Origin of the sequence: Burkholderia multivorans ATCC BAA-247 (genome assembly GCF_000959525.1) — a bacterium.
Classification (GTDB): Bacteria; Pseudomonadota; Gammaproteobacteria; order Burkholderiales; family Burkholderiaceae; genus Burkholderia; species Burkholderia multivorans.
Window position 1 is genome coordinate 149347 of the sequence record NZ_CP009832.1, and the last position, 22053, is coordinate 171399.

Here is a 22053-nt window from a genome sequence, read left to right on the forward strand (position 1 = left end):
AACATCACGTTCAACGCGTCGACGTCAATAGCGCATGTCGGTATTACGAACGCGTCACCAGATGCCACGTCACCCAGTGCACCTTGAGCTCGCCAAGATTGTCCCTGACCAGCATGTCGGGCATCGCAGCGCCGGCTTCGACGCGCACGGTCTTGCCGCCATATTCGTCCGTGTGCCACTCGCCGGAGACCGGACAAATGTCCCCCGTTCGGACTTTCGCGACGGAATGACGGTCTGGTGCTGGCATCGACGGCGGCTCGAGGAAATACTGCGATTCGTCCGGGATGATACCGTCGGCGTATCGCTTGTCTTCCCACAGTAGTCGCCAGTGCACCTGAACAAGCCCACCGGTCTGGTTGTTCATAAGATTCGGCGCTCGAATATCGCGGATGAAGTAATTGAAACAGCCGTTATTGCGCAAACTTCGATTGCCGACCGGCACGACGCCCAGCAACTTCGATTGCTCGACGGCAACGGGTTCCCATATTCCATCGCAAGGCACCTTGTCGCCCGACTTGATGACCGGACCTTCCGGTTCCGGAACCTCGCGCAAATCCTGTGGGAACACTGGATACGGGAGCGTATAGAAGCTGTGCTTGTATGCCGTCGGAGACAGCAGCAATCCTACGGATCGCACTTTCGCAAGATCGGTATGTCCCGGTTCCAAAGGCGCGTACTCCATCTGATATTCCGACGCATGCAACAGTCGGGCCAGTGCATCGACCTTCGGCGGGTAAGGAGCTGCCTGCGCACCGCGATCCCAGTAATCGGGATGAGGGAAGAAATACGCGTTCAGATGCTGATAGCGGTCGATCACGTGTTGCAGCGGCTCACCACGCTGCCAGACGAATCGGTACCCTCGGCCCAGTTCGCGTAACCCCTTGTCGTAAGCAGCGAGAATCTCGAAGATCGTGGGCAAATTGTCTGCCGGCATCGACTCCGGATCATCTTCGGGCCAGGTCTTCACCGCGTGCTCGTATTCGTTCGCGAACAACGCAAATGCATCACGCTTGCGCTTCCACAGCGAAAAGCTGGTCAGGCGTTGAAGCAGCCAGAAAACCTTGCGGCGCGTGGCGTCGTCCGACATGTCGTATTGCTTGATCGTATTCGTCATCGCTGGCCTTCGTAATTCACTGCTGATCGCGTCGTTGCCGTTACTGTGCTGTTGGTCGTCTTGGTCTGGATTTCGTCGCTAGCCAGCCGGCGCGTCTTCGTCGAGTACTTAATGTCGCCCTCATATTTACTGTAGCCGTAGACCTTCTCGACATTTTCCCAGTTCGTCTTGTGGAACTCGATCTTGACGCCGTCGAACTCTCGTTGAACGTGCAGCTCGGCGTGACCGGTAACGTTTAGGAACTGCTGCTTGATTTTGTTCCCTTCTTCGGTCACGTATTCCGACAGTTTGCCGAAGTCGACTACCAATTGGTCACCGCCGCCCTCGAGATACTGCATCGGCGTCGCGGTGCCGTACTGCTCGGCAATCTTTCCGCCCCAGGCATTGGCCGTCGGCATCCGCTCGCCGAAATCGTGCGGCAACTGCATGATGACGATGAATCCATTACCGTTCCAGGTATCCAGCACCGCGGAGAGCCTGCGCCACTCCTCCGCGGTCTTCGGCGGTTCCCCGACACCCCAGAACGCGGGATTCCTGCCACCTGCCGTGCTACCGCCTTTGTAAGTCGCGAGTTCAGACGGGTTACCGAATACGCGATACACCTTCTTGCCGGCCAATTCCTTTGCGGTCAACGCCTTGATGGTGCCACTGAACGACGCGACGTCGAGAAAGACTTCGGCTTCTTCGAACATCGGCATCGCTCCCTTTCTCTTGAGAATGTCCGGCCATCCTTCGGCAATCTTGGGGCCGTACTTTGCCTTGAGCCACGCTTCGACCTCACCGTCGTCAGCGAGGCATTGCGCCGACGGAAAACGACCCCGACGAATATCACGAGCCAGCCTGCGCTCCTGCAGATACGCTTCGACCTCACGCTCCAGTTTCGGCGCCCCACCCGTCGCGATTTCGTGCACCTCACCGCGATACACCATGTTCTGCAGCACCTTGAGCTTCGCGTTCAGCTCCTTGATCGCCTCCGGCACGATCTGGTCGGCCATGTCCTGGATCGCGTGGAAGCCGCTGCTGACACGCTCGAGGGCCGCCCGCCATTTGTCCGGCAACATTCGTCCGACGCGCGCCGCGAGCGAACGCTGAATGGCCACGCGGACCGTCGCGCAAAAATCCTTCAGCCTGGTAACGACCTGGGCCTGATACTTGGCGAGATCCAGGGCCTTGAGCCACTTCGGTGCGTCGCCATGCCCCATCCGGTTCAGGAATTGCACGACCGCCTTCAGCAACTCGGCATCTTTCGCGACATCTCCGGTGACTTTCAGCAGCAAACGCCCGACGCCTTTGATGACACCGCCCACCACCGGGATCAGCGCAAAGATCAGGACGACCAGCAACACGCGTTGCGTCGTATCGTTCCGCTTGACCGGATCCTGGCTCATACCGATGCTGACGGCCAACAGGTCCCGAACCGCAGTCGCATCGCCCACGAGCGGAATCATGCCGATCACGGCATCGACGATGATCTGGCTGATCGTCTGCTTTTCATTGAATGCGCCTTCGAGCGTTCCCCAGCACCATTGCCCGACTTCCAGCGACGTTGCCCTGAAATCCTCAATCGTCCAGCTCACGCTTACGCTCCCCCGTGCCTGTTGATGATTGAATCGATGTCGGCATCGGAAAGACGCTCTCCCTTGTAGTCGGGATTCGCGGTCGTATCCTTGCGCGCATACGCGCGCGCATCCGGCCCGAGTTCAACCTTGATCGCTCCCGCAGGCACGTCCTCCAGACGCATCCGCCCATGCGAATCGAGCACCCCTTCGCGCGTGCTGCCGTCGGGCAGCCTGCTCGAATCACAGTCGCCGGACTGTGCTTATCCAAAGGTGTTAACAGAGTTCGTATACATACGTAGTGATAGTTAACAAGCCCTCCGCATCACAGTGGATAACCTCCGTAACGCACTGAATTGTCAACACGAAGCGCAATGCATAACCGCACGCGATGCGCGTGCACAGCTCTGTGCAGCACAGAACAACTTTCCGGCGATTCACAGCTTCGCGAACCTATCCTCAATCGCTCCACTGTGAATCCAGAGGCTTGCCGAATGGTTATCCAGAGCCCAATGTGGATAACGTGACGACACCGACTCGTTGCGCTGTGCCCGCACGTCCGTAGACAGACCGCACCATCGCCGGCGCTCCCGCATCGCACCCCGCCCGTCCTCACCACGCGCGTCAAAAAATTTTCATGAAAGGGCTTGTGCTCCTCCCAAACCCTCTCTATAATTCGCGGCTTCTTAGGCTCGTAGCTCAGTTGGTTAGAGCACCACCTTGACATGGTGGGGGTCGTTGGTTCGAATCCAATCGAGCCTACCAACGAATAATCGAAGGGGTCCGGCAGCACGCATTGCTTCATGCAATCCGGCTCGCCAAATGATCAAACGCCACGCGGCAGGTTCGCGTGGCGTTTTTCTTTTCCGCATTGCATATTGCGTTTGCGCTTCGGCATCGCGCCGTCGCGCATCAATGCAGATGCTTCAGCTTGTCCGGATTGCGCACGACGTAGATCGCGACGATCTTGCCGTCCTCGATCTCGAGCGCCGTCGTCTGCAGCTCGCCGTCGGCTTCGCGCGTGACGAAACCGGGCAGGCCGTTGATGAAGCCTGCCCGCACGAGCATCGACGCCTGCGTCGCGAACAGCTCGGCCAAATGCGCGTGCACCTTCATCACGCGCTCGAACCCGAACACCGGTTTGGCTGCGGCCGTGCGCTTGCCGCCGCCGTCCGAATGCAGGCTCACGTCTTCGGCGAGCATCGCGCCGAGCATGCGCATGTCGCCGCTGCGCGACGCCGCGAAGAAGGCTTCCGCGAGCTCGATTCCGCGCTGCCTGTCGACGCGAAACCGCGGCCGCGCTTCACGCACATGCGTGCGTGCACGCGCGGCGAGCTGCCGACACGCAGCGGGCTCGCGCTGGATCGTCGCGGCGACTTCGTCGAACTCCAGCCCGAACACGTCGTGCAGCAGAAACGCCGCACGCTCCAGTGGCGAAAGCCGTTCGAGCGCAAGCATCAGCGGCAACGTCACGTCTTCCTGTTCGTCTTCGTCGACGACGGGCTCGGGCAGCCACGGCCCGACGTACGTTTCGCGCCGATACCGCGCCGACTTCAGATGATCGAGACACAGCCGCATCACCATCCGCCGCAGGAACGCCTCGGGCACGCGGATCGCGGTGCGGTCGACGTCCATCCAGCGTATGAACGCGTCCTGCACGACGTCCTCCGCATCGGCGACGGACCCGAGCATCCGGTACGCGACGCGAATCAGCATCCGGCGCAGCGGATCGAAGCTCGCGGCCGCGTCGCCCATCGTGTCCGCGGGATCGACGTTCGTCATCAGGCCACCATCTTCGCGGCGGCGGCCTTCGCCTCGGCCGGGTCGACCCATAGCCCGAAGCCTACGGCCAGCCGGTTCCAGCCGTTGATCACGTTGATCATCAGCGTGAGCTTCACCTGTTCCTCCTGCGTAAAGTGCGCATTCAGGTCGGCATACGCGGCGTCGTGCGCGTGGCCTTCGGACAGTCGCGTCAGCGCATCGGTCCAGCCGAGCGCCGCGCGTTCGCGGTCGGTGTAGCAGGGCGCCTCGCGCCAGGCGGCGAGCAGGTTGATCCGCTGCTCCGTCTCGCCTTGCGCGCGCGCTTCGACGGTGTGCATGTTAAGACAGTTCGCGCACGCGTTGATCTGCGATGCGCGGATCTTCACGAGCTCGATCAGCGTCGGCTCGAGGCTTCCGGCCGCGGCGACCGATACGGCCATCCAGTCCTTCATCAGTGCAGGCGCAACGGCAAACGGATTGAGTTTCGCGGTCATGGTCCTTCTCCTTTCGTGTGGGTTCCGATGACATGACGAGCGAGCACCCGGCCCGTGTGACATCCCGACGAAAAATTTTTCAATTCACGTGACGATCGAGAGGCCGGGGAGGGGAAACGGAAAGCGATGCGTGCGGCGGTTCGAACGTGCATCGAGCGGATCCGAATGACGGAAGCCACCCGTCCATCGGCCCGGGGGAACGCTGTCGCGGCGTGCGACGGCATTCGCGAAACCGCGCCGCATGTCACGCCAGCGCGAAGACAATCGCCGCGTGAGTGTCAGAAGGCGTCAGCAGGCCGCCGGGCGGGCATGCGCCTTGCGGCCGTCCGCGCGGGCCGCCGCATAAGCGATAGCGCTTCACCGCTCATTGCCGCACGCACACCGACGCATGCTTTCAAATTTCTTTCGTTTCCGCTTTCCGCGCAATCCGATTCGCGACCTTCACATTTCTGGACCATACTGTTCTGCACGGGCAGATGGACTGACGCCGCTTCTGCGGCCCGGCGCGCGCGCCGGCTGCCCGATGGACGCAGCACCGAAGGTCGCACGTCAGCCGCGCGCAACCGAGCGCGAGGCTTTCCTTTTTCCGGCAACGCAACGCAGCGAATTGCGACGTGGACGGTAAACCGATGAGCCTCCTTGCATCCCAGCTTCAGCGCCGTTATCAGGACGTGCGCGCCCATAGCGTCGCGTTGACGGCGACGCTGTCCGCCGAAGACCAGGCCGTGCAGTCGATGCCCGACGCGAGCCCGACGAAGTGGCATCTCGCGCATACGACCTGGTTCTTCGAAACGGTCGTGCTGATGCGTCGCGTGCACGGCTACACGCCGTTCAACGACGCCTTCCAGTTCCTCTTCAATTCCTACTACGAAGCGCTCGGCCCGCGTCATCCGCGTCCGCAGCGCGGGCTGCTCACGCGCCCGTCGCTCGACGAAGTGCACGCGTACCGGCAGTACGTCGACGAAGCGATGCTGAACGCGCTCGCCGGTGCGGATCCGTCGCTGCTCGATACGATCGCGCCCGAGATCGAACTCGGCCTGCATCACGAGCAGCAGCACCAGGAACTGATCGTCACCGACATGCTGCACGCGTTCTCGTGCAATCCGCTGAAGCCGGCCTACCGCCCGCGCGGCGATGCCGACGCGCAGGCGCTTGCCGCGGGAGACGCAGGCCCGCTGCGCTGGCTGCATCGGCCGGGCGGGCTCGTCGAAATCGGTCACGGCGGCGATACGTTCTCGTTCGACAACGAGCGGCCGCGTCATACGGCGCTCGTGCGGCCGTACGAGATCGCGAATCGGCTCGTCACGAACGCCGAATTCGCGGCGTTCGTCGCCGACGGCGGCTATGCGCGCCCGGAATACTGGCTGTCGGACGGCTGGGCGACGGTGCAGCGAGAAGGACGGCAAGCGCCCGCGTACTGGATCGCCGACGACGAAGCCGCGCACGGATGGCGCACCTTCGGGCTGCACGGCGTCGAATCGCTTGCGCCGGACGCACCGGTCTGTCACGTGAGCTTCTACGAGGCGGCCGCGTACGCGGAATGGGCGGGCGCGCGGCTGCCGACGGAATTCGAATGCGAAGCGGCGTTCGGCGCGGACGGCATCCGGCAGATGCTCGGCCACGTATGGCAGTGGACACGTTCGTCGTACGAGCCGTATCCGGGCTTCCGGCCGCTTGCCGGTGTCGCGGCCGAATACAACGGCAAGTTCATGGTCGGCCAGCAGGTCCTGCGCGGCAGCAGCATCGCGACGCCGCCGGGCCATGAACGGCCGACGTACCGCAATTTCTTTCCGCCGGCTGCGCGCTGGCAATTCACGGGAGTTCGACTTGCGCGAGACGTCTGACCTGACGGCCACGACCGGTGGCCAGCTACCCGCCCGCGAAGTGCGGCCGAGCGCGTTCGAGCGCGACCTGATCGACGGACTGTCGCGCACGCCGCGCAGCATCCCGCCGAAATACTTCTACGATGCGACGGGCTCCGCGCTGTTCGATCGCATCTGCGAACTGCCGGAGTATTACCCGACGCGCACCGAACTCGGAATCCTGCGCGCGCGTGCCGCGGAGATCGTACAGCGCGTCGGCCCGCATGCGGACATCGTCGAATTCGGCGCGGGCTCGCTCGAGAAGATCCGCATCCTGCTCGACGCGTTCGCCGCGCACGGCGCCAACGCGCCGCTGCGCTACGTGCCGATCGACATCTCGGCCGACTATCTGCACGGCGCGGCCGCGCGGCTGCGCGCCGAGTATCCGTGGCTCGACGTCGCGCCGATCGCGGCCGACTACACGAAGGCCGAACAGCTCGCGGAACTCACCGCGGCGCCGCGGCGGCGCATCGGTTTTTTTCCGGGCTCGACGATCGGCAACTTCTCGCCGGAAGAAGCCGACGCATTCCTGCGCGATGCGGCGCAACTGCTGCGCGGCGGCGGCCTGCTGGTCGGCGCGGACCTCGTGAAGGACGAGCGCGTGCTGCACGATGCGTACAACGACGCGCAGGGCGTAACCGCACGCTTCAACCTGAACCTGCTCGCGCGCGCGAACGCCGAGCTCGGCGCGGACTTCGATCTCGATGCGTTCTCGCACTGCGCGTTCTACGATCCGCAGCGCCAGCGCATCGAGATGCATCTCGTCAGCGACGTCGCGCAATCGGTGCAGGTACGCGGCCACGTGTTTCATTTCGATGCGGGCGAACGCATCCACACCGAGAACTCGTACAAGTTCACGATCGACGGCTTTCGCACGATCGCGCGACGCGCCGGGTTCGTGCCCGATACGGTGTGGACCGACGCGGACCGGCTGTTCAGCGTGCACTGGCTGCGCAGCGTCGACGATATTCGCGCGTGAATTCGAGCCCATCGCCGGGCCGGCCCCGGCGTTGCATTCCGCATGCCGATGCGCGTGCGCCACGCGCGACGCACGGCCGTTTTTTCCTTTAGCGACAAGTACTTGCCGACGACCGTAAACGCGCGTTACCGGTCTCGCACACCGGTTTCACCTGTATCCGCGCGTGTTGCCTAGACTCCAAACCGTATTCACACGAAGCACGACATACGTGCAGGGAGTCGCGAGATGAGCAAGAAACTTCTTCTCGGTGCGGTTATCGGTGTAGCGGCGCTCGCCGCGTCGGGCGTGGCATCGGCCCACGTCGACCTGTCGGTCGGCATCGGCGTGCCGGGCGTCTACACGGCGCCGGCACCGGTCTATGTGGCGCCGCCGCCCGTCACGTATGCGCCGGTCGGCTATCGCTACGACGACTGGCGTGCGCGCGAATGGCGTGAACGCGAATGGCGTCGTCACGAGTGGCGCGAACACGAATGGCGCGAGCGCGACCGCGGCTGGCGCGGTGGCCGCTGGGATTGAACGCCGGCCGGCTCGCCGGTCGGCCTGATCGATGCGACAGGAGCGTGATCGCATCATGTCGATTCGAAGTTTCCGTACCTGTGCCGCCGCCGTTATCGTTGCGCTCGCAACGATCGGCAGCGCGCATGCGGCCGGCTGTATGAAAGGGGCGGTGGTCGGCGGCGTCGCCGGCCATTACGCGGGCCACCACGCGGTGGCAGGCGCTGTCGGCGGCTGCGTCGTCGGCCATCACATGGCGAAGAAGCACGCGCAGGAGCAGGCCGAGCAGCGCAACGAACGCGCGCAGTCGGCGCCGCCGAAGCAGTAAGTCAGCGCAGCCACCAGGCGGAAGGGCGCCACGGCGCCGCTTCCGCGTTTCATTTTTCTTCTCCGCTATCGCCGGGCTCCGGCGTATTCGTCCTATCAAAGCACGCAACGCGCGTCGTTACGATCATTTACAACGTCGCGATGCACGCCGATCGCGTGCGTTCCTAGAATGCAGTCACTCGAATACACACAAGGGAGGAGCACTCGATGAAAAAACAACGATATCTGTCCGTGCTGGCAGCCGCGCTGCTCGCACTGGGGACGGTCTCCGCACACGCGGCGGCCGGCGGCAACGGTGGCGGGAATGGCGGCGGTCATGGGGCGGGCGGTTCCGGCGGCAATGCGGGCGGCATGTCGGGCGGCCACATGAGCGGCGAAGCGCTGAGCAATTCGAACGGCTTTCACGCGGGCGATCGCGACAAGGGCCTCGCGCGTGCGGCCGATCGCTCCGATACGATCGCCGATCGCGCCGGCACGCAGCCGGGACGCGGGCATACGCACGGCCATGCCGCGCACACGGCGTCGCACGGCAAGCATACGAAGCGCAACGCGTTCGGTAAGACGACGCTGTAACGCGGCCTGCAGGAAAAAAGGGAAGGGCGCACGTCCGAATCGCATGGCGGCGCCGGAATCGCATCCGGCTCACCGTGCATTCGGGCGTGCGCCCTTTGCTCGCGCGTCGCGTCGTGCAGACGCGATGCTCGTTTCATGTCGACAGGCGCCGCGACACGTGCGCCCGCTCCAGCTGCGCGTCCCGTCGGCCGCGACAGCATTGCCGCCGACGCTCGCCTTACCGCGCCGTGCGCGTCGGCGCCGCAGCGACGTCGAACAGCGCGTCGACGTGCCGGACGCGCACGAACCGCGCCGCATCGTCGCCGTCGGCCAGCGCACGGAAATGCGCTTCGCCGCACGCGAGCTTCGCGCGCTCGTGCTCGGTCGGCGTATCGCCGTCCGCATTCGGCGTATCGACGACGAAGTACAGCCGCTCGCCGCCGTCCTGCTCGGCGAGCACCGCCCAGTCGGGGTGATAGCTGCCGAGCGGCGTCGCGACGCGGAACCACGCGGGCAGCTTCGCATACAGCTTCACGCCGTCGTGCGCCTCGAGCGCGTCCGCGAATGCGCGCTCCGCGTCGGTCTCGCAGACGACGGCCTCGTGGATCGACTTGCGCGCCTCGAGCCGCAGGTTGCGGAGATAGCCGGTCAGCGCCTCGCTCTCGAACGATTCGAGCGCGTGTACGTGACGATCGCCAAGCTTCCGGTACGCGATGCCCGCGACGAGCGCGAGCCGCTTGCAGCGATTGATCGCATCGGCCGCGACCGCGATGAACTGCTGCGGATTCACGCGGAAATCGTCGAGCCGGCCGCTGTCCGCGAGGATCGTCGCGAGCGAGCGGCGCGTGAGCTGCGTGCGGTCCTGCAGTTCGGTCAGCAGGTCCGGCAGCGGCAGTTCGCCTTCGTCGATCAGCACGGTGCCGGCGCCGCCGACCTCGATCGCCTCGACGCCCGACTTGCCGATGTCGATCTCGGCCTTGCGCCATTGCAGGCGTGCGCGCGCGATGTCGGGCGCGTCGCGCAGCGCGGCCGCGCAGTCGCGCACCAGCTTCGCATTGTCGAAATCGACGCGATACACGGTGCGATGGCGGATGCGATCCCATAGCGCGCGGAAATCGTCGCCGAATACGACGGCCTTGCCCGATGCATCGCGCCGCAGCGCGATCGCGCGACGCTCGTCGGCATTGCGCACCGCGAAGCGGCCCGACAGCTTGCGCAGCGTCGCGACGATCGGCGCGCGCAGCGACTCGAACGCGTCGGGCAGCACGAGCGCGCTTTGCCGCAGCGCGTCCTTCAGCCGGTCGAGCACCTTGCCCTGCGCGTCGACGTAGCCCTGCTCGTGCAGATGCATCCACAGCACGCGCGACAGTTCGACGCCGAGCGCATGCGCGGGTCCGTCGCCTTCCTGCACGGGCAGCGCGGCGAACTGGTGCTGCTCGACGATCCCGAAGCGGATGCCGGTGTCGGCCTCGATTTCCTTCTGCAGGTTCTCCGCGAACGACTCGTAGCGCTCGGTCGCGATCACGGTCAACGTGTTGACGCCCGGATCGCGCACGCGCTCGCCGTCCTGGTCGACCGCGAGACGCAGCCCGCGGCCGAGCGTCTGGCGGCGCTCGCGCTCGGTCTGGATGTCGCGCAGCGTGCAGATCTGGAATACGTTCGGGTTGTCCCAGCCTTCCTTGAGCGCCGAGTGCGAGAAGATGAATTTCAGCGGCGTGTCGAACGACAGCAGCGCTTCCTTCTCGCGCATGATCAGCCCGTACGCGCGTTCCGCGTTCTCGCGCGCGACGGCGCTGCTTTCACTCGTGTCGGTCCAGCCGCCCTTGCGGTCGATCGAGAAGTAGCCGTTGTGGGCGCGTTCGACCTCGCGCGCGATGTCGACGCCGTCGAACAGCGCGCGATACGCGGGCACGCGCGCCGCGCGCGCGTATTCCTCTTCGAAGATCAGCGCGTATTCGCCTTTGACCGGCATCCCGTTCTCGTCGTAGCGCCGATATCGTTCGACCGAATCGACGAAGAACAGCGACAGCACTTTCACGCCGCGCTCCGCGAGGCGCAGCTCCTTGTCCAGATGCTCGCGGATCGTGCGGCGAATCATCTCGCGCTGCACGGCGAGCGTGTCGATGTCGCCGAACGCCTCGCCGAGCGACAGGAACGTTTCGCCTTCGGGATGCCGCAACTCGACGTACTCGGCGCCCTTCGCCGCATGCACCTCGCCGATGCGCAGCCCCGCGTAGAGCGCGCGCTTCGTCAGGCGCTCGAGATCGTCGCCGTCGGTGGCCGACACGAGCTGGCGCTTCACGCCGTTCGCGGTCGCGACGTCGAGCTCGAGACGCGCGCTGATCGCGCCGCGCCGGTTCGACACGCCGACGAGCCGCACGTACGGCTTGTTGTGCGCATCCTCGACGATCGCCGATGCGATCTCGATCTGCTTGACGAGCTTGCGCTCGTACGCGTCGACCGCATCGAGCCGGTACACCATGTGATGACGGTCGACGTGCGTGGCCGAATAGCGCAGCGTGCAGAGCGGATCCATCGCGGCGAGCGCCTCGCGGCCGCGCCCTTCGAGCCCGCCGTCGACGCTCTGCGGCTCGTCGACGATCACGATCGGCCGCGTCGCGCGGATCAGGTCGATCGGTTTCTCGCCGCCGGTCTTCTCGCTGTCCTTGTAGAGGTTGTTGACTTCCTTCTTGTTGATCGCGGCGACCGTCATCACCATGATCTGGATCGTCGCGCTCGCCGCGAAGTGGCGCACCTGGCCGAGCTTCGCGGAGTCGTACAGGAAGTAGTCGTAAGGCACGCCCGCATACAGCGCGCGGAAGTGATCCTCGGTGATCGCGAGCGTCTTGTGCACGCCTTCCTTGATCGCGATCGACGGCACGACGATCACGAATTTCGTGAAGCCGTAGCGGCGGTTCAGCTCGAAGATCGTGCGCAGATATACGTAAGTCTTGCCGGTGCCGGTCTCCATCTCGACCGTGAAATCGCGCGAGCCCGGCGAGCCGGAGGGCGGCAGCCCGCCGCGCAGCTGCACGTCGGCGAGGTTGCGCGCGAGTGCGTCGTCGGTCAGCGACAGCCGGTTGCCGACGCCGCGCTCCGACATCGCGAAGCCGAGCGAGCCTTGCGCGGCGGCCGTCGTGCCGGGCGCCGCGCTCGCGAGCACGCTGAAGTCGCCGCGATACGATTCCTGGCCGCGAAACAGGTCGCAGACGGCGTCGATCGCGTCGCGCTGATAGTCGAGATCCGCTTCGAAGTGCAGCCGCATCACAGGCTCCGCACACGCTTCACGCCGTGCTGTTCGAGCAGCGCGGCGAGATTGAGCTTCGCGACGTCGTCGACGAAGCCGCTGTCGCGGAACAGGCACGTGACGTCGCGCGTCGCGCCGCTCGCGTCGAGCAGGGCGACGATCCCGTCGGCGAGCGGCTCGGCGTCGTCGCGCGACACGCGTGCGTCGAAGCACGCGACGATCTCGCGCCCGATCAGATGCACGGTCTTGCCGGCGATCGTGTGATGCTCGACCGGCGTGCACAGGTCGAGGCCGAGCTTCAGCGTCAGTTCGGCGAGCAGGTCGTCGTCGGTGCGGCCGGTCTTCACGTGCTCGACCGAGGCGAACAGCGCATGGTCGAAGTCATCGCGGCGCGGATCCCACTCGATCACGTTCGTCGTGTCGAGCCGGTACACGCGAAAACCGAGGTCGCCATAGCTTTCCGGATAGTCGCGCGCGACCTGCTGCGCGGCGCGGCGCAGACGCTCCTTCGTCACTTCGGCGAGCGTCGCCGGCTTTTTCAGCTTCGCGCAGAAATCGGCGGCGGCCTGCTGCGTCTTGTCGCGACGATCGAGCGGTTCGGGCAGCTGCACGAGGATGTAGCGGCGCGCGCCGCCGTCGGTCGCGTTCACCTGCATCACCGCGTGGCCGGTCGAGCCGGAGCCCGCGAAGCAGTCGAGCACGATGTCGTCGCCGCGCGTGCACCAGCCGATTACGGCCGCCGCGAAATCGACCGGCTTCGGCTGCTCGAACGGAATCCCGAGCGCCTTCAGCAGCGCGTCGTCGGAACCACCGAACGGCAGCACCGACGGCACGTTCTCGTACATGTTTTCGTCGAGATAGTAGATGCGCTGCGGCTGCGTGGTTTCGTCCGGGCCGAACTCGATCTGTCCGCGCTCGAGCAGCGCCTGCATCGTCGCCGGCGGATTGCGCCAGCCGCGCGCGGGCATCGCGCACGGCTTGCCGGTGACCGGGTGGAGCAGCGGCGTGAAGTATTCGTCGGGCGCCTTCTTCTTGTTCGGCCACGCCATCGACACGAGACGGTACACGCGCCCGTCCTCCGACAGCCGGTCGTACATCGCCTCGCCGCCGGACAGGTTCGTCTGCGCCTTCACCCACGCGCGGTATGCCTTCGCCGCATCCTTCGGCGTGCCGCTGCGGTACATCGCGTCGTGCGCGGCGTCGAGCATGCGCTGCGCGTTGCGCTTCGGCCGCTTCAGCGGCGCGCGCTCGAGCAGCGTTTCCGCATTGCGTGCGAACAGCACGAGCGACTCGTGCTGGTAGGCGATGCCGCGCGCGTCGCCTTTCGGATTGCGCTTGTCCCACACCGCGACGCCGAGCTCATTCTCCTCGCCGAAGATCTCGCGCAGCATCAGCACGAGCGCGTGCACTTCGTGCTCGTCGATATGTACGACGATCAGCCCTTCTTCGGACAGCAGCGCGTGCGCGAGCTTCAGCCGCGGATACATCATGTTCAGCCAGTCGGTATGGAACCGGCCGTTCGCCTCGGTGTTCGTGCTGCGCTTCACGCCGCCTTCGGTCTGCCCCGTCATCGCGAGGTAGTGGCGGATGCTGTCGCTGAAATCGTCCGCATACACGAAGTCGTTGCCCGTGTTGTACGGCGGATCGATATAGACGAGCTTCACCTTGCCCGCGTAGCTCTTGTGCAGCAGCTTCATCACGTCGAGGTTGTCGCCCTCGATCATCAGATGGCGCGTGTCGTCCCATGCGACGCTGTCGTCGGGGCAGGGCCGCAGCGTGCCGGTCGAGGGCGTCAGCGCGGCCTGGCGCGCGTCGCGCTTGCCGTGCCAGTGAAAGCCGTAGCGCTCGTCGGCGTCGCTGACCGTGCGGTCGCCGACCAGCGTCTTCAGCACGTCGACGTTGACCGATACGCCTTCCGGGCCTTCGGTCACGAGTTCGGGGAACAGCGCCTTCAGGCGCGCGACGTTGTCGGCCGTGAAATCGGTCGACATCGCGAGCGGGTTCGCCGCATCGAGTTTCTGCATCGTCTTTTCCATCGGGGGCCCGGCCGCCCGCGCCGGCAACGTCGGGCGCGGCCGCGGCATCGGCGGCAACGGCCGCCCGGGCAAACCCGAAACGCTAGCGAGTCGGTCGGCGCAGGTCAAGCGCCGATATGCACACCGTGGCCGCCGATCGCGCGCGATCGCCCGCCGGACGGGCCGCGCGGCCGATCGGCACGGTTGCCGCACGCGCGGCACGAGCGCGGCGGACGGCACGCGTCGCGCAAGACGAAAAAAAGGGCACGGTCGGTGCCAGGCGCCGGCGTGCTCACGTGGAGTTCTCTCGAGCGGCGACGACGGCGGGGCGCGACCGGCTCTGCGCCGATCGCCGCGCGAGGATCAGAACCGCGTCCGAATACCGGTCGTCAGTTCGAGGCGGTTGTTCGAGCCGAACGTCGACGCGACCTTGTACCCGCCGTGCAGCTTCATCCATATAGTCGCCTGCCAGATACAGCTCGGTGCGCTTGCTCAGGTGATAGGACACCGATGCGTACAGCGTCTCCTTGAAGCCGTTGCCGACGCGCGCGCGTGCGACGTAGGACGCTATCGACCATTGGGGATACGAATCGATGCGAAACGGAGGAACAGCCGATATGCGGTGCACCGCAGGCGTACACCACGCGAGGAACACTCACACCATGCCGGCCTTCGCGCGAAGGATGTAACCGAGCCCGCGCAGCGTGATGATCTCCGCGCTGCTCGCGGCCAGATGCTTGCGCAAGCGATGGATGTAGATGTCGATCGCATCCGCGCTCGGTTCGTCGTCGAGCGCGAACACGCTGTCCATCAGCCGCGCCTTCGACACGGTCTTGTTCTGCTGCAGCATCAGCGTTTCGAGGATCGCATGCTCGCGTCGGCGCAGCATGAGCGGCGCGTCGCCGCAGCGGAATTCGCGTGTGCCGAACGCATAGACGAGGTCGCCGCACACGAGCTGCGTCGAGCCGACGCCGGCCTGCCGCCGGATCAGCGCGCGAATGCGCGCGACGAGCTCGCGCGATTCGAACGGCTTGACGACGTAGTCGTCGGCGCCGGCGCCGAAGCAGTCGACCTTGTCGTCGACGGACCCGTGCGCGGTCAGCATCAGCACCGGCACGTTGTCGTTGCGGCGCCGCAGCCGCGCGAGCACCTCCTTGCCGCTGATGCCCGGCAGCCGCATGTCGAGCAGCACCGCGTCGTAGCGCTCGGTCTTCAGCACGGTGTCCGCGCGTTCGCCGTCGCCGACGCAGTCGACGGCGAAATCCTCGCCGCGCAACAGGTTCACGATCCAGTGCGCGAGTTCGGCGTTGTCTTCGACCAGCAGGAGTTTCATCGCAGCGTTCTCTTCAATCGTACGCAGGCAGCCGCACCGTCACGACGACGCCGCGGTTTCCGGGGCCCGGCGCGAGCGTCGCGCTGCCGCCGTGCGCCTGCGCGATCTCGCTGACGATCGCGAGGCCGAGCCCCGAGCCCTCCGTGTCGGACGACACGCGGTAGAAGCGCTTGAACACGTGCGGCCGCGCTTCCGCCGGAATGCCGGGGCCGTCGTCGATCACGTCGAGCACGACCGTGTCGCCGTCGCGTCGCGCGGCCACGGTCACACAGCCGCCCGGTTGCGTGTAACGCACCGCATTGTCGACGAGATTCGTCACGAGCGCACTCAGCAGGCTGCCGCTGCCCGCGACGTCGAGCCGCTCGCCGAGCTCCGCGCCGAGATCGATGTCGCGCCGCTGCGCGAGCACGATCGTCTCCTCGAGCACGCTCGACACGAGCGCGGCCAGATCGACGCGCTGCGTCAGCAGCGTCGACGGCGTCGCTTCCGCATGCGCGAGCAGCAGCAGCTTGTCGGTCACGTCGGCCATCTTGCGGCTGCTGCGCTGCATGCTGTCGAGCACCGACGCGAGTTCGCGATCCTCGTGCCCGCGCTGCTGCGCGTACTGGATCTGCGTGTCGAGCACCGCGATCGGCGTACGCAACTGGTGCGCCGCATCGGCGATGAAGCGCCGCTGCGTCGCCGTGTGTGTGTTCAGCCGCGCGATGCACTGATTGATCGCGTCGACGATCGGCCGCAGCTCATGCTGCAATCGCTCCGGACGGATCGGCTCCAGCTCCATCGGCCCGCGATCGGCGACATCGTCCTTCAGCTTCATCAGCGGCCGCAGCTCGAACGTGAGGCCGAGATAGACGAGCACGACCGCGAGCACCAGCATCAGCGCGAGCCGCACGAGCTGCGGCCGCCAGATCGTCGCGACCATCGCGCTGCGCGAGCGCGTCGTCTTCGCGACGACGACCGTCACCGTATCGACCTGGCCTTCGTCGTACAGCTGGCGGTCGTAGGCAACGGCGCGCAAGCGCGTGCCGTCGAGCGTCGTGTCGTACGCGATGGGCTCCGCGCCGTGCCGCGCGACGACGTCGAGCGCGGGATTGCCGGCCAGCAGACGGCCGTCGCTGTCGATCACCTTGTAGAACACCGAGTCGCGCGACGGCGACTCGAAGATTTCCAGCGCGGCGGGCGGCACGTCGGCGACCGGCAGTCCGTTGCGCCACTCGATGTCCTCGCCGATCGTGCGTGCGGACGCGACGAGCGTGCTGTCCTGCACGAGATCGGCGGTGCGCCGCGCGGCGTCGTAGGCCATCGCGGCCGCGATCAGCACGAACACCGCGAGCGGCAGCAGCAGCCACCACAGCAGCCGTCCGCGCAGGCTGTGCGCCATCGATCGTCGCTCCTTGTGCTCGAAACGCCGCCGCGCCGGGGTGGCCGGCGCGGTGGCGGTGTCGTGTTCTACGTGACGGCGGCGCTCAGAATGCGGCGGGGCGCCACTTCAGCAGCCGTTTCTCGACCCAGGTGAGCAGATAGTCGGCGGCGAGCGCGACCACGGCCAGCACGATCATCGCCGCAAACACGCCGCTCGCGTTGAACGCACCCTGGGCGGTGGAGATTAGCAGGCCGATCCCCTGCTTGGAACCCAGGAATTCGCCGACCACCGCGCCGACGAGCGCGAAGCCGAAGCTCACGTGCAGGCTCGCGAGAATCCAGCTGAGCGCGGACGGAATCACGACGGCCGTCGTGATCTGCCGGCGCGACGCGCCGAGGATCTGCGCGTTCGCGATCAGGTAGCGGTCGGCTTCGCGCACGCCCTGGAACGCGTTGCCGAACACGACGAAGAACACCATCACGACCGCGAGCGCGATCTTCGACGCCATCCCGAGGCCGAGCGCGATCACGAACACCGAGCCGAGCACGACGCGCGGAATCGAGTTGGCGATCTGGATGTACAGCCCGAACACGTCGGCCATCAGCTTGTTGCGGCCGAGCACGATCCCGCAGATCACGCCGGCGACCGACCCGATCAGGAAGCCGATCGCGGTCTCCTCGAGCGTGACCCAGACCTGCGTGAGCAGCGGGCCCTGCGAGGTGCCGTTCACGAACCAGTCGCGGATCTGATCGAAGATCAGCGACGGCATCGAGAAGAAGAACGGATCGATCCACTTCAGCCGCGCGGCGAGCTCCCAGCCGCCGAGCACGACGACGAGTACGGCGATCCGCAGCGTGACGATCAGCGTGCGCCGGCGGCGCAGCCGGCGTTGCGCGGCGCGCTCGTCGTCCTCGAGGGACGTCGCCGGCAGGGCGGTGGGGGGAAGCGTCATGTCGGTCATGCTCCTGTCCTTGCTGTCAGCCGATCTGCACTTCTTCGCGCAGGTCGTGCCAGATGTCCTTCGAAATCTCGATGAAGCGCGCGTCGTAGCGCACCTCCGACATGACGCGCGGGCGCGGCAGGTCGATCGAATACACGCGCTTGAGCGTCGCCGGGCGTGCAGTCAGCACGAACACGCGATCGGCGAGCGCGATCGCTTCCTCCAGATCGTGCGTGACGAACACGACCGATCCCTTGTTCGCGGACCAGAGCTGCAGCAGCTCGTCCTGCATCAGCGTGCGTGTCTGCATGTCGAGCGCGGAGAACGGCTCGTCCATCAGCAGGATCTCCGGCTGATTGATGAAGGTCTGCGCGAGCGCGACGCGCTTGCGCATCCCGCCGGAGAGCTGATGCGGGTAGTGCTTGGTGAACTTGTCGAGGCCGACCTTGCGGATCCATTCCTCGGCCTGCGCATACGCGACGTCCTTCGAGCGGCCGCGAAACAGCGGGCCGGCCGCGACGTTGTCGATCACGTTGCGCCACGGGAATACGGCGTCGGCCTGGAACACGAAGCCGATGCGCGGATCGATGCCGTCGACCGGGCGGCCCATCACGCGCACTGCGCCCGAGGCGGGCTTGAGCAGCCCGGTGATCAGGTTCAGTGTCGTCGACTTGCCGCAGCCGGTCGGCCCGACGATCGCGATGAACTCGCCGCGCGCGACGCTCATGCTGAACTCGCGCAGCGCGACGGTCGCCTTGCCTTCCGGTGAAATGAAGCGGCACGACACGTTGCGAAACTCGATCGCCGGCGTGCTCGCGGAAACTGCCTGGTTCATCGCATAGTCCTGCGCGTGAAGAGGGCGCCGAGGCGGCGCCTGGCCGGCCAGCCGGGCCGGAACGGCGCGCGCGACGGCGCTCGGGCCGCCCGCGCGCGAACCTGCGTCTATTTCGCGGCGACGAATTCGTTCGTGTAGGTGCGCGCGAGATCGATGTGCTTGCCCTTCACCGACGGATTGAACGCGGACAGCACCTTCAGCACGGTCGCCGGGCCGTCGGCCGGCATCTTGCCGTCGGCGGTGTACATCGGCAGCGACGCCTTCAGCGCAGCGACGTACAGCGCCTTGTCCTTCTGGTAGTCGGCCGGCATCTTCGCGGCGATTTCCTCCGCGCTGTGCGTGTGGATGAACTGCATCGTCTTCGCGAACGCGTGCGCGAGCCTGGTCGCCTGCGCCTTGTGCGAATCGGCCCACGCGGACTGCACGTAGAGGCTCGCGGCGGGATAAGTGCCGCCGAGCGCCGCGCGCGTGCCGTCCACGGTGCGCATGTCGACCAGCACCTTCGCGTCGCCCATCTTCTCGAGTGCGGACACGGTCGGCTCGGTCGTCATCCCGGCATCGATGCGGCCCTGCTTGATCGCGGCGATGAAGCTCGCGTCGGCGCCGACCGGCAGCATCGTGTACTGCGTCGACGGCACGCCGTGCTGCAGCGCCAGATACTGCGTGAGGAAGCTCGTCGACGAGCCGAGGCCCGTCACGCCGAGCGTCTTGCCCTTCGCGTCGGCCATCGACTTGAACGTCGGCGCGGCCTTCGTCGACACCATCTCGACCTCGCCCGGCACCTGGCCGAACACGGCGATCGCCTTCACGTCCTTGCCCTTGCTCTGCAGGTCGATCGTATGGTCGTAGAAGCCGACGACGGCCTGCACGGCGCCCGCGAGCAGCTCGTTCTCCGCGTCGACTCCGGCCGGCTGCGACAGCAGCTCGACGTCGAGCCCTTCGGCCTTGAAGTAGCCGAGTTCCTGCGTGAGGCGCGCGGGCAGATAGATCAGCTTCGCGATCCCGCCGACCATGATCGTGATCTTGCCGCCGTCGTCGGCGAGGGCGGGGTGCGCGGCGAGCGCGCAGCTCAGGCTGGCTGCGACGGCGAGGGTGCGCAGGATGGGTCGCATCGGGTTGTCTCCGTTCGTTGTATTCGTGTGGCGCGATGCTTGCTGCATCGTCGCATCGAGTATAGGAACGCGAAACCTTCCGCAACCTTTCACGGGGGCGCGATTCGTTTAGGGGTTTTCCAGCAATTGGGGGCACCGGTGCGGTCGAGCGGCCGGCCGGCGGCGCCAAGCGCGTCGCATTCGCCGCCCCTCACCGCCTCAACGCCACCCCAGCACGACGCGCCCAATCGCGTCGAGCCCCATGTCGAACAGCCGCGACACGAACGGCACGAGGTTCGGCACCATCAGTTGCACGAGCAACAGCCCGACCAGCATCGTGACCGGAAAGCCGACCTGGAACACGCCGATCTGCGGCGCCGCACGGTTCAGAATCCCGAGCGCCAGGTTCGCGATCAAGAGCGCCGCGACGACCGGCAGCGCGAGCAGCAGCCCCATCCCGAACACGGTCGCGCCGAACGCCGCGAGCGTGCGCCAGCCCGGCGCGTGCAGCAGATCGGCCGATACCGGCAGCGACTGGAACGACGCGGTCAACGCGGCCAGCACCTGCAGATGCCCGTCCACCGCGAGAAACGCGAGCATCGCGACCGCGTTCAGAAACCGGCCCATCACGGGCGTCGCGCCGCTCGAATGCGGATCGAAGAAGGTCGCGAAGCCAAGCCCCATCGACAGCCCGATGAAGTCGCCGGCCGCCTCGACGGCCGCGAACACGATCTGCATCGTGAACCCCATCGCGGTGCCGATCAGAAACTGCGTGACGACGATCCAGATACCCTGCGCGGAAAACACGGTGACGGCCGGCATCGGCCCGAGCGTCGGCGCGACGATCAGCGCCATGAACGCGGCGACGCCGATCTTCACGCGCGCGGGCACCGACGCGTGTCCGACCACCGGCGCGGTCGCGACGAGCGCGAGCATCCGCACGAACGGCCACAGGAACGCGGTCAGCCAGCCGTTGAGCTGCGCATACGTAACGGAAAACATCGGAACCGGCCGCCGCGCGCCGCTCAGCCGGCGCCGAGCGTCGCGACGTGCAGGAGCGTCTGCCGCAGGTAGTCGAGCATCGTCGTCAGCATCCACGGGCCGGCGATCACCAGCGTCGCGGCGACCGCGAGCAGCTTCGGAATGAACGACAGCGTCGCTTCGTTGATCTGCGTCGCGGCCTGGAACAGGCTCACGACGAGGCCGACCGCGAGCGCGACCAGCAGCAGCGGGGCGGCGAGCAGCAGGCCGACCATCATCGCCTGGTGCGCGAGCGTCATTACCTGTTCGGGCGTCATTGCGGGCCTCCGTCGCTTACGTGAAGCTCTGCGCGAGCGAGCCGATCAGCAGCTGCCAGCCGTCGACCAGCACGAACAGCATCAGCTTGAACGGCAGCGACACGGTCGACGGCGACACCATCATCATCCCCATCGACATCAGCACGCTCGCGACGACCATGTCGATGATCAGGAACGGGATGAAGATCGTGAAGCCGATCTGGAAGCCCGTCTTCAGCTCGCTCGTCACGAACGCGGGCACCAGCAGCGACAGCGGCACGTCCTCGGGCCCCTGCATCGGCGCGGCCTTCGAGATCTTCGCGAACAGCGCGAGATCGGTCTCGCGCGTCTGCTTCAGCATGAAGCCCTTGAACGGCGCGACGCCGCGCTGCACGGCCTGTTCCATCGGCAGCGTGCCGTCCGAGAACGGTTTGTAGCCGTCGGTGTACGCGCGGTCGAGCACCGGCGACATCACGAAGAACGTGAGGAACAGCGCGAGGCCGACGAGCACCTGGTTCGGCGGCGTCGTCGCGGTGCCGAGCGCCTGGCGCAGCAGCGACAGCACGATGATGATGCGCGTGAAGCCCGTCATCATCAGCACCATCGCCGGCAGGAACGACAGCATCGTGAGCAGCAGCATCGTCTGCACGCTCAGCGAATAGGTCGTGCCGCCGTTCGGGCCCGGGCTCGCGTTGAACGCGGGCAGGCCGGCCGCCTGCGCGCACGCAAGCGCGGGGGCGAGGCCGAGAAGCAGCGCAGGCGCGATGCGCGCGGCGCGGCGCAGGAAGACGTGGTTCATCGGATTACAGAAA

General features: G+C 66.1%; 20 protein-coding genes, 1 tRNA gene and 1 pseudogene. 6 read left to right on the forward strand and 16 right to left on the reverse strand.

What is annotated here, in order from left to right; all coding sequences use genetic code 11:
• Positions 1-43: 43 nt before the first annotated feature.
• From NP80_RS13135 to NP80_RS13145, 3 genes are read right to left on the reverse strand one after another with little or no spacing between them, the layout of a single operon-like run.
• Positions 44-1114, reverse strand: a complete 1071-nt coding sequence (locus tag NP80_RS13135) for an Imm72 family immunity protein (RefSeq protein WP_006409653.1) — start codon at positions 1112-1114, stop codon at positions 44-46.
• Positions 1111-2691 (reverse strand): hypothetical protein, encoded by a 1581-nt coding sequence (locus NP80_RS13140; protein ID WP_006409649.1) that lies wholly within the window; start codon positions 2689-2691, stop codon positions 1111-1113. The genes NP80_RS13135 and NP80_RS13140 overlap by 4 nt, the downstream gene beginning before the upstream one ends.
• 2 nt (positions 2692-2693) lie before the next feature.
• Positions 2694-2876 (reverse strand): hypothetical protein, encoded by a 183-nt coding sequence (locus NP80_RS13145; protein WP_006407270.1) that lies wholly within the window; start codon positions 2874-2876, stop codon positions 2694-2696.
• 482 nt (positions 2877-3358) lie between these two features.
• Between NP80_RS13145 and NP80_RS13150 the strand changes: the two genes are divergently transcribed.
• Positions 3359-3435: transfer RNA gene (locus tag NP80_RS13150), tRNA-Val, on the forward strand.
• A gap of 147 nt (positions 3436-3582) precedes the next feature.
• Here the strand turns inward: NP80_RS13150 and NP80_RS13155 are convergent.
• Complete coding sequence (locus tag NP80_RS13155; RefSeq protein WP_006409651.1) at positions 3583-4452, reverse strand: sigma-70 family RNA polymerase sigma factor; 870 nt, start codon at positions 4450-4452, stop codon at positions 3583-3585.
• Positions 4452-4925: a carboxymuconolactone decarboxylase family protein gene (locus NP80_RS13160; protein ID WP_006407272.1), complete on the reverse strand. Its 474-nt coding sequence runs from the start codon at positions 4923-4925 to the stop codon at positions 4452-4454. Before NP80_RS13160 ends, NP80_RS13155 begins: the two co-directional genes overlap by 1 nt.
• 629 nt (positions 4926-5554) lie before the next feature.
• On the opposite strand from NP80_RS13160, the gene egtB reads away from it, so the two are divergent.
• The 5 genes from egtB (at position 5555) to NP80_RS13185 (ending at position 9161) form a co-directional block, all read left to right on the forward strand.
• The gene (egtB, locus tag NP80_RS13165) at positions 5555-6769 is read left to right on the forward strand and encodes an ergothioneine biosynthesis protein EgtB (protein WP_035946383.1); all 1215 of its coding nucleotides are present in this window, start codon (positions 5555-5557) and stop codon (positions 6767-6769) included.
• Positions 6753-7766, forward strand: coding sequence for an L-histidine N(alpha)-methyltransferase (gene egtD / locus NP80_RS13170; protein ID WP_035946385.1), 1014 nt, complete (start codon positions 6753-6755; stop codon positions 7764-7766). The genes egtB and egtD overlap by 17 nt, the downstream gene beginning before the upstream one ends.
• 225 nt (positions 7767-7991) lie before the next feature.
• The gene (locus tag NP80_RS13175; RefSeq protein WP_006407276.1) at positions 7992-8282 is read left to right on the forward strand and encodes a hypothetical protein; all 291 of its coding nucleotides are present in this window, start codon (positions 7992-7994) and stop codon (positions 8280-8282) included.
• Between the two features lie 52 nt (positions 8283-8334).
• Entirely contained in the window at positions 8335-8589 is a 255-nt protein-coding gene (locus NP80_RS13180) for a glycine zipper 2TM domain protein (protein WP_035946387.1), read from the forward strand.
• A 206-nt stretch (positions 8590-8795) separates the two neighbouring features.
• The gene (locus NP80_RS13185; RefSeq protein ID WP_006407278.1) at positions 8796-9161 is read left to right on the forward strand and encodes a hypothetical protein; all 366 of its coding nucleotides are present in this window, start codon (positions 8796-8798) and stop codon (positions 9159-9161) included.
• 217 nt (positions 9162-9378) lie between these two features.
• Here NP80_RS13185 and NP80_RS13190 read toward each other — a convergent pair whose 3' ends face one another.
• The 11 genes and pseudogenes from NP80_RS13190 to fliP form a co-directional block, all read right to left on the reverse strand.
• Positions 9379-12405, reverse strand: a complete 3027-nt coding sequence (locus NP80_RS13190; RefSeq protein WP_006409643.1) for a type III restriction-modification system endonuclease — start codon at positions 12403-12405, stop codon at positions 9379-9381.
• The gene (locus NP80_RS13195) at positions 12405-14423 is read right to left on the reverse strand and encodes a site-specific DNA-methyltransferase (protein WP_006401726.1); all 2019 of its coding nucleotides are present in this window, start codon (positions 14421-14423) and stop codon (positions 12405-12407) included. Before NP80_RS13195 ends, NP80_RS13190 begins: the two co-directional genes overlap by 1 nt.
• 342 nt (positions 14424-14765) lie before the next feature.
• Positions 14766-14949: pseudogene (locus tag NP80_RS13200) on the reverse strand (porin); the annotation flags it as partial.
• Between the two features lie 108 nt (positions 14950-15057).
• Positions 15058-15735: a response regulator gene (locus NP80_RS13205; RefSeq protein ID WP_006409650.1), complete on the reverse strand. Its 678-nt coding sequence runs from the start codon at positions 15733-15735 to the stop codon at positions 15058-15060.
• 13 nt (positions 15736-15748) lie between these two features.
• A complete protein-coding gene (locus NP80_RS13210) occupies positions 15749-17116 on the reverse strand; it encodes a sensor histidine kinase (protein WP_045593751.1) in 1368 nt (455 codons plus the stop codon).
• A gap of 85 nt (positions 17117-17201) precedes the next feature.
• Entirely contained in the window at positions 17202-18059 is an 858-nt protein-coding gene (locus NP80_RS13215) for an ABC transporter permease (RefSeq protein ID WP_006407285.1), read from the reverse strand.
• Between the two features lie 16 nt (positions 18060-18075).
• Entirely contained in the window at positions 18076-18873 is a 798-nt protein-coding gene (locus tag NP80_RS13220; RefSeq protein WP_006411156.1) for an ABC transporter ATP-binding protein, read from the reverse strand.
• Positions 18874-18980: 107 nt separating this feature from the next.
• Positions 18981-19985: an ABC transporter substrate-binding protein gene (locus NP80_RS13225; RefSeq protein WP_035489485.1), complete on the reverse strand. Its 1005-nt coding sequence runs from the start codon at positions 19983-19985 to the stop codon at positions 18981-18983.
• Positions 19986-20183: 198 nt separating this feature from the next.
• Complete coding sequence (gene fliR / locus NP80_RS13230) at positions 20184-20966, reverse strand: flagellar biosynthetic protein FliR (protein WP_006411157.1); 783 nt, start codon at positions 20964-20966, stop codon at positions 20184-20186.
• Between the two features lie 23 nt (positions 20967-20989).
• Positions 20990-21262, reverse strand: a complete 273-nt coding sequence (gene fliQ, locus NP80_RS13235; RefSeq protein ID WP_006401718.1) for a flagellar biosynthesis protein FliQ — start codon at positions 21260-21262, stop codon at positions 20990-20992.
• 16 nt (positions 21263-21278) lie between these two features.
• Positions 21279-22040, reverse strand: a complete 762-nt coding sequence (fliP, locus tag NP80_RS13240) for a flagellar type III secretion system pore protein FliP (RefSeq protein ID WP_006411163.1) — start codon at positions 22038-22040, stop codon at positions 21279-21281.
• Positions 22041-22053 lie beyond the last annotated feature (13 nt).

What these genes read in the sequence shown, in the direction of transcription:
- NP80_RS13135 (WP_006409653.1), bottom strand. Translation starts at nt 1,114, where the DNA reads ATGACGAATACGATCAAGCAATACGACATGTCGGACGACGCCACGCGC.
- NP80_RS13160 (WP_006407272.1), bottom strand. Translation starts at nt 4,925, where the DNA reads ATGACCGCGAAACTCAATCCGTTTGCCGTTGCGCCTGCACTGATGAAG.
- fliR (WP_006411157.1), bottom strand. Translation starts at nt 20,966, where the DNA reads ATGTTTTCCGTTACGTATGCGCAGCTCAACGGCTGGCTGACCGCGTTC.
- NP80_RS13215 (WP_006407285.1), bottom strand. Translation starts at nt 18,059, where the DNA reads ATGACCGACATGACGCTTCCCCCCACCGCCCTGCCGGCGACGTCCCTC.
- NP80_RS13210 (WP_045593751.1), bottom strand. Translation starts at nt 17,116, where the DNA reads ATGGCGCACAGCCTGCGCGGACGGCTGCTGTGGTGGCTGCTGCTGCCG.
- egtB (WP_035946383.1), top strand. Translation starts at nt 5,555, where the DNA reads ATGAGCCTCCTTGCATCCCAGCTTCAGCGCCGTTATCAGGACGTGCGC.
- fliP (WP_006411163.1), bottom strand. Translation starts at nt 22,040, where the DNA reads ATGAACCACGTCTTCCTGCGCCGCGCCGCGCGCATCGCGCCTGCGCTG.
- NP80_RS13175 (WP_006407276.1), top strand. Translation starts at nt 7,992, where the DNA reads ATGAGCAAGAAACTTCTTCTCGGTGCGGTTATCGGTGTAGCGGCGCTC.
- NP80_RS13190 (WP_006409643.1), bottom strand. Translation starts at nt 12,405, where the DNA reads ATGCGGCTGCACTTCGAAGCGGATCTCGACTATCAGCGCGACGCGATC.
- NP80_RS13225 (WP_035489485.1), bottom strand. Translation starts at nt 19,985, where the DNA reads ATGCGACCCATCCTGCGCACCCTCGCCGTCGCAGCCAGCCTGAGCTGC.
- NP80_RS13195 (WP_006401726.1), bottom strand. Translation starts at nt 14,423, where the DNA reads ATGGAAAAGACGATGCAGAAACTCGATGCGGCGAACCCGCTCGCGATG.
- NP80_RS13205 (WP_006409650.1), bottom strand. Translation starts at nt 15,735, where the DNA reads ATGAAACTCCTGCTGGTCGAAGACAACGCCGAACTCGCGCACTGGATC.
- fliQ (WP_006401718.1), bottom strand. Translation starts at nt 21,262, where the DNA reads ATGACGCCCGAACAGGTAATGACGCTCGCGCACCAGGCGATGATGGTC.
- NP80_RS13220 (WP_006411156.1), bottom strand. Translation starts at nt 18,873, where the DNA reads ATGAACCAGGCAGTTTCCGCGAGCACGCCGGCGATCGAGTTTCGCAAC.
- NP80_RS13185 (WP_006407278.1), top strand. Translation starts at nt 8,796, where the DNA reads ATGAAAAAACAACGATATCTGTCCGTGCTGGCAGCCGCGCTGCTCGCA.
- NP80_RS13155 (WP_006409651.1), bottom strand. Translation starts at nt 4,452, where the DNA reads ATGACGAACGTCGATCCCGCGGACACGATGGGCGACGCGGCCGCGAGC.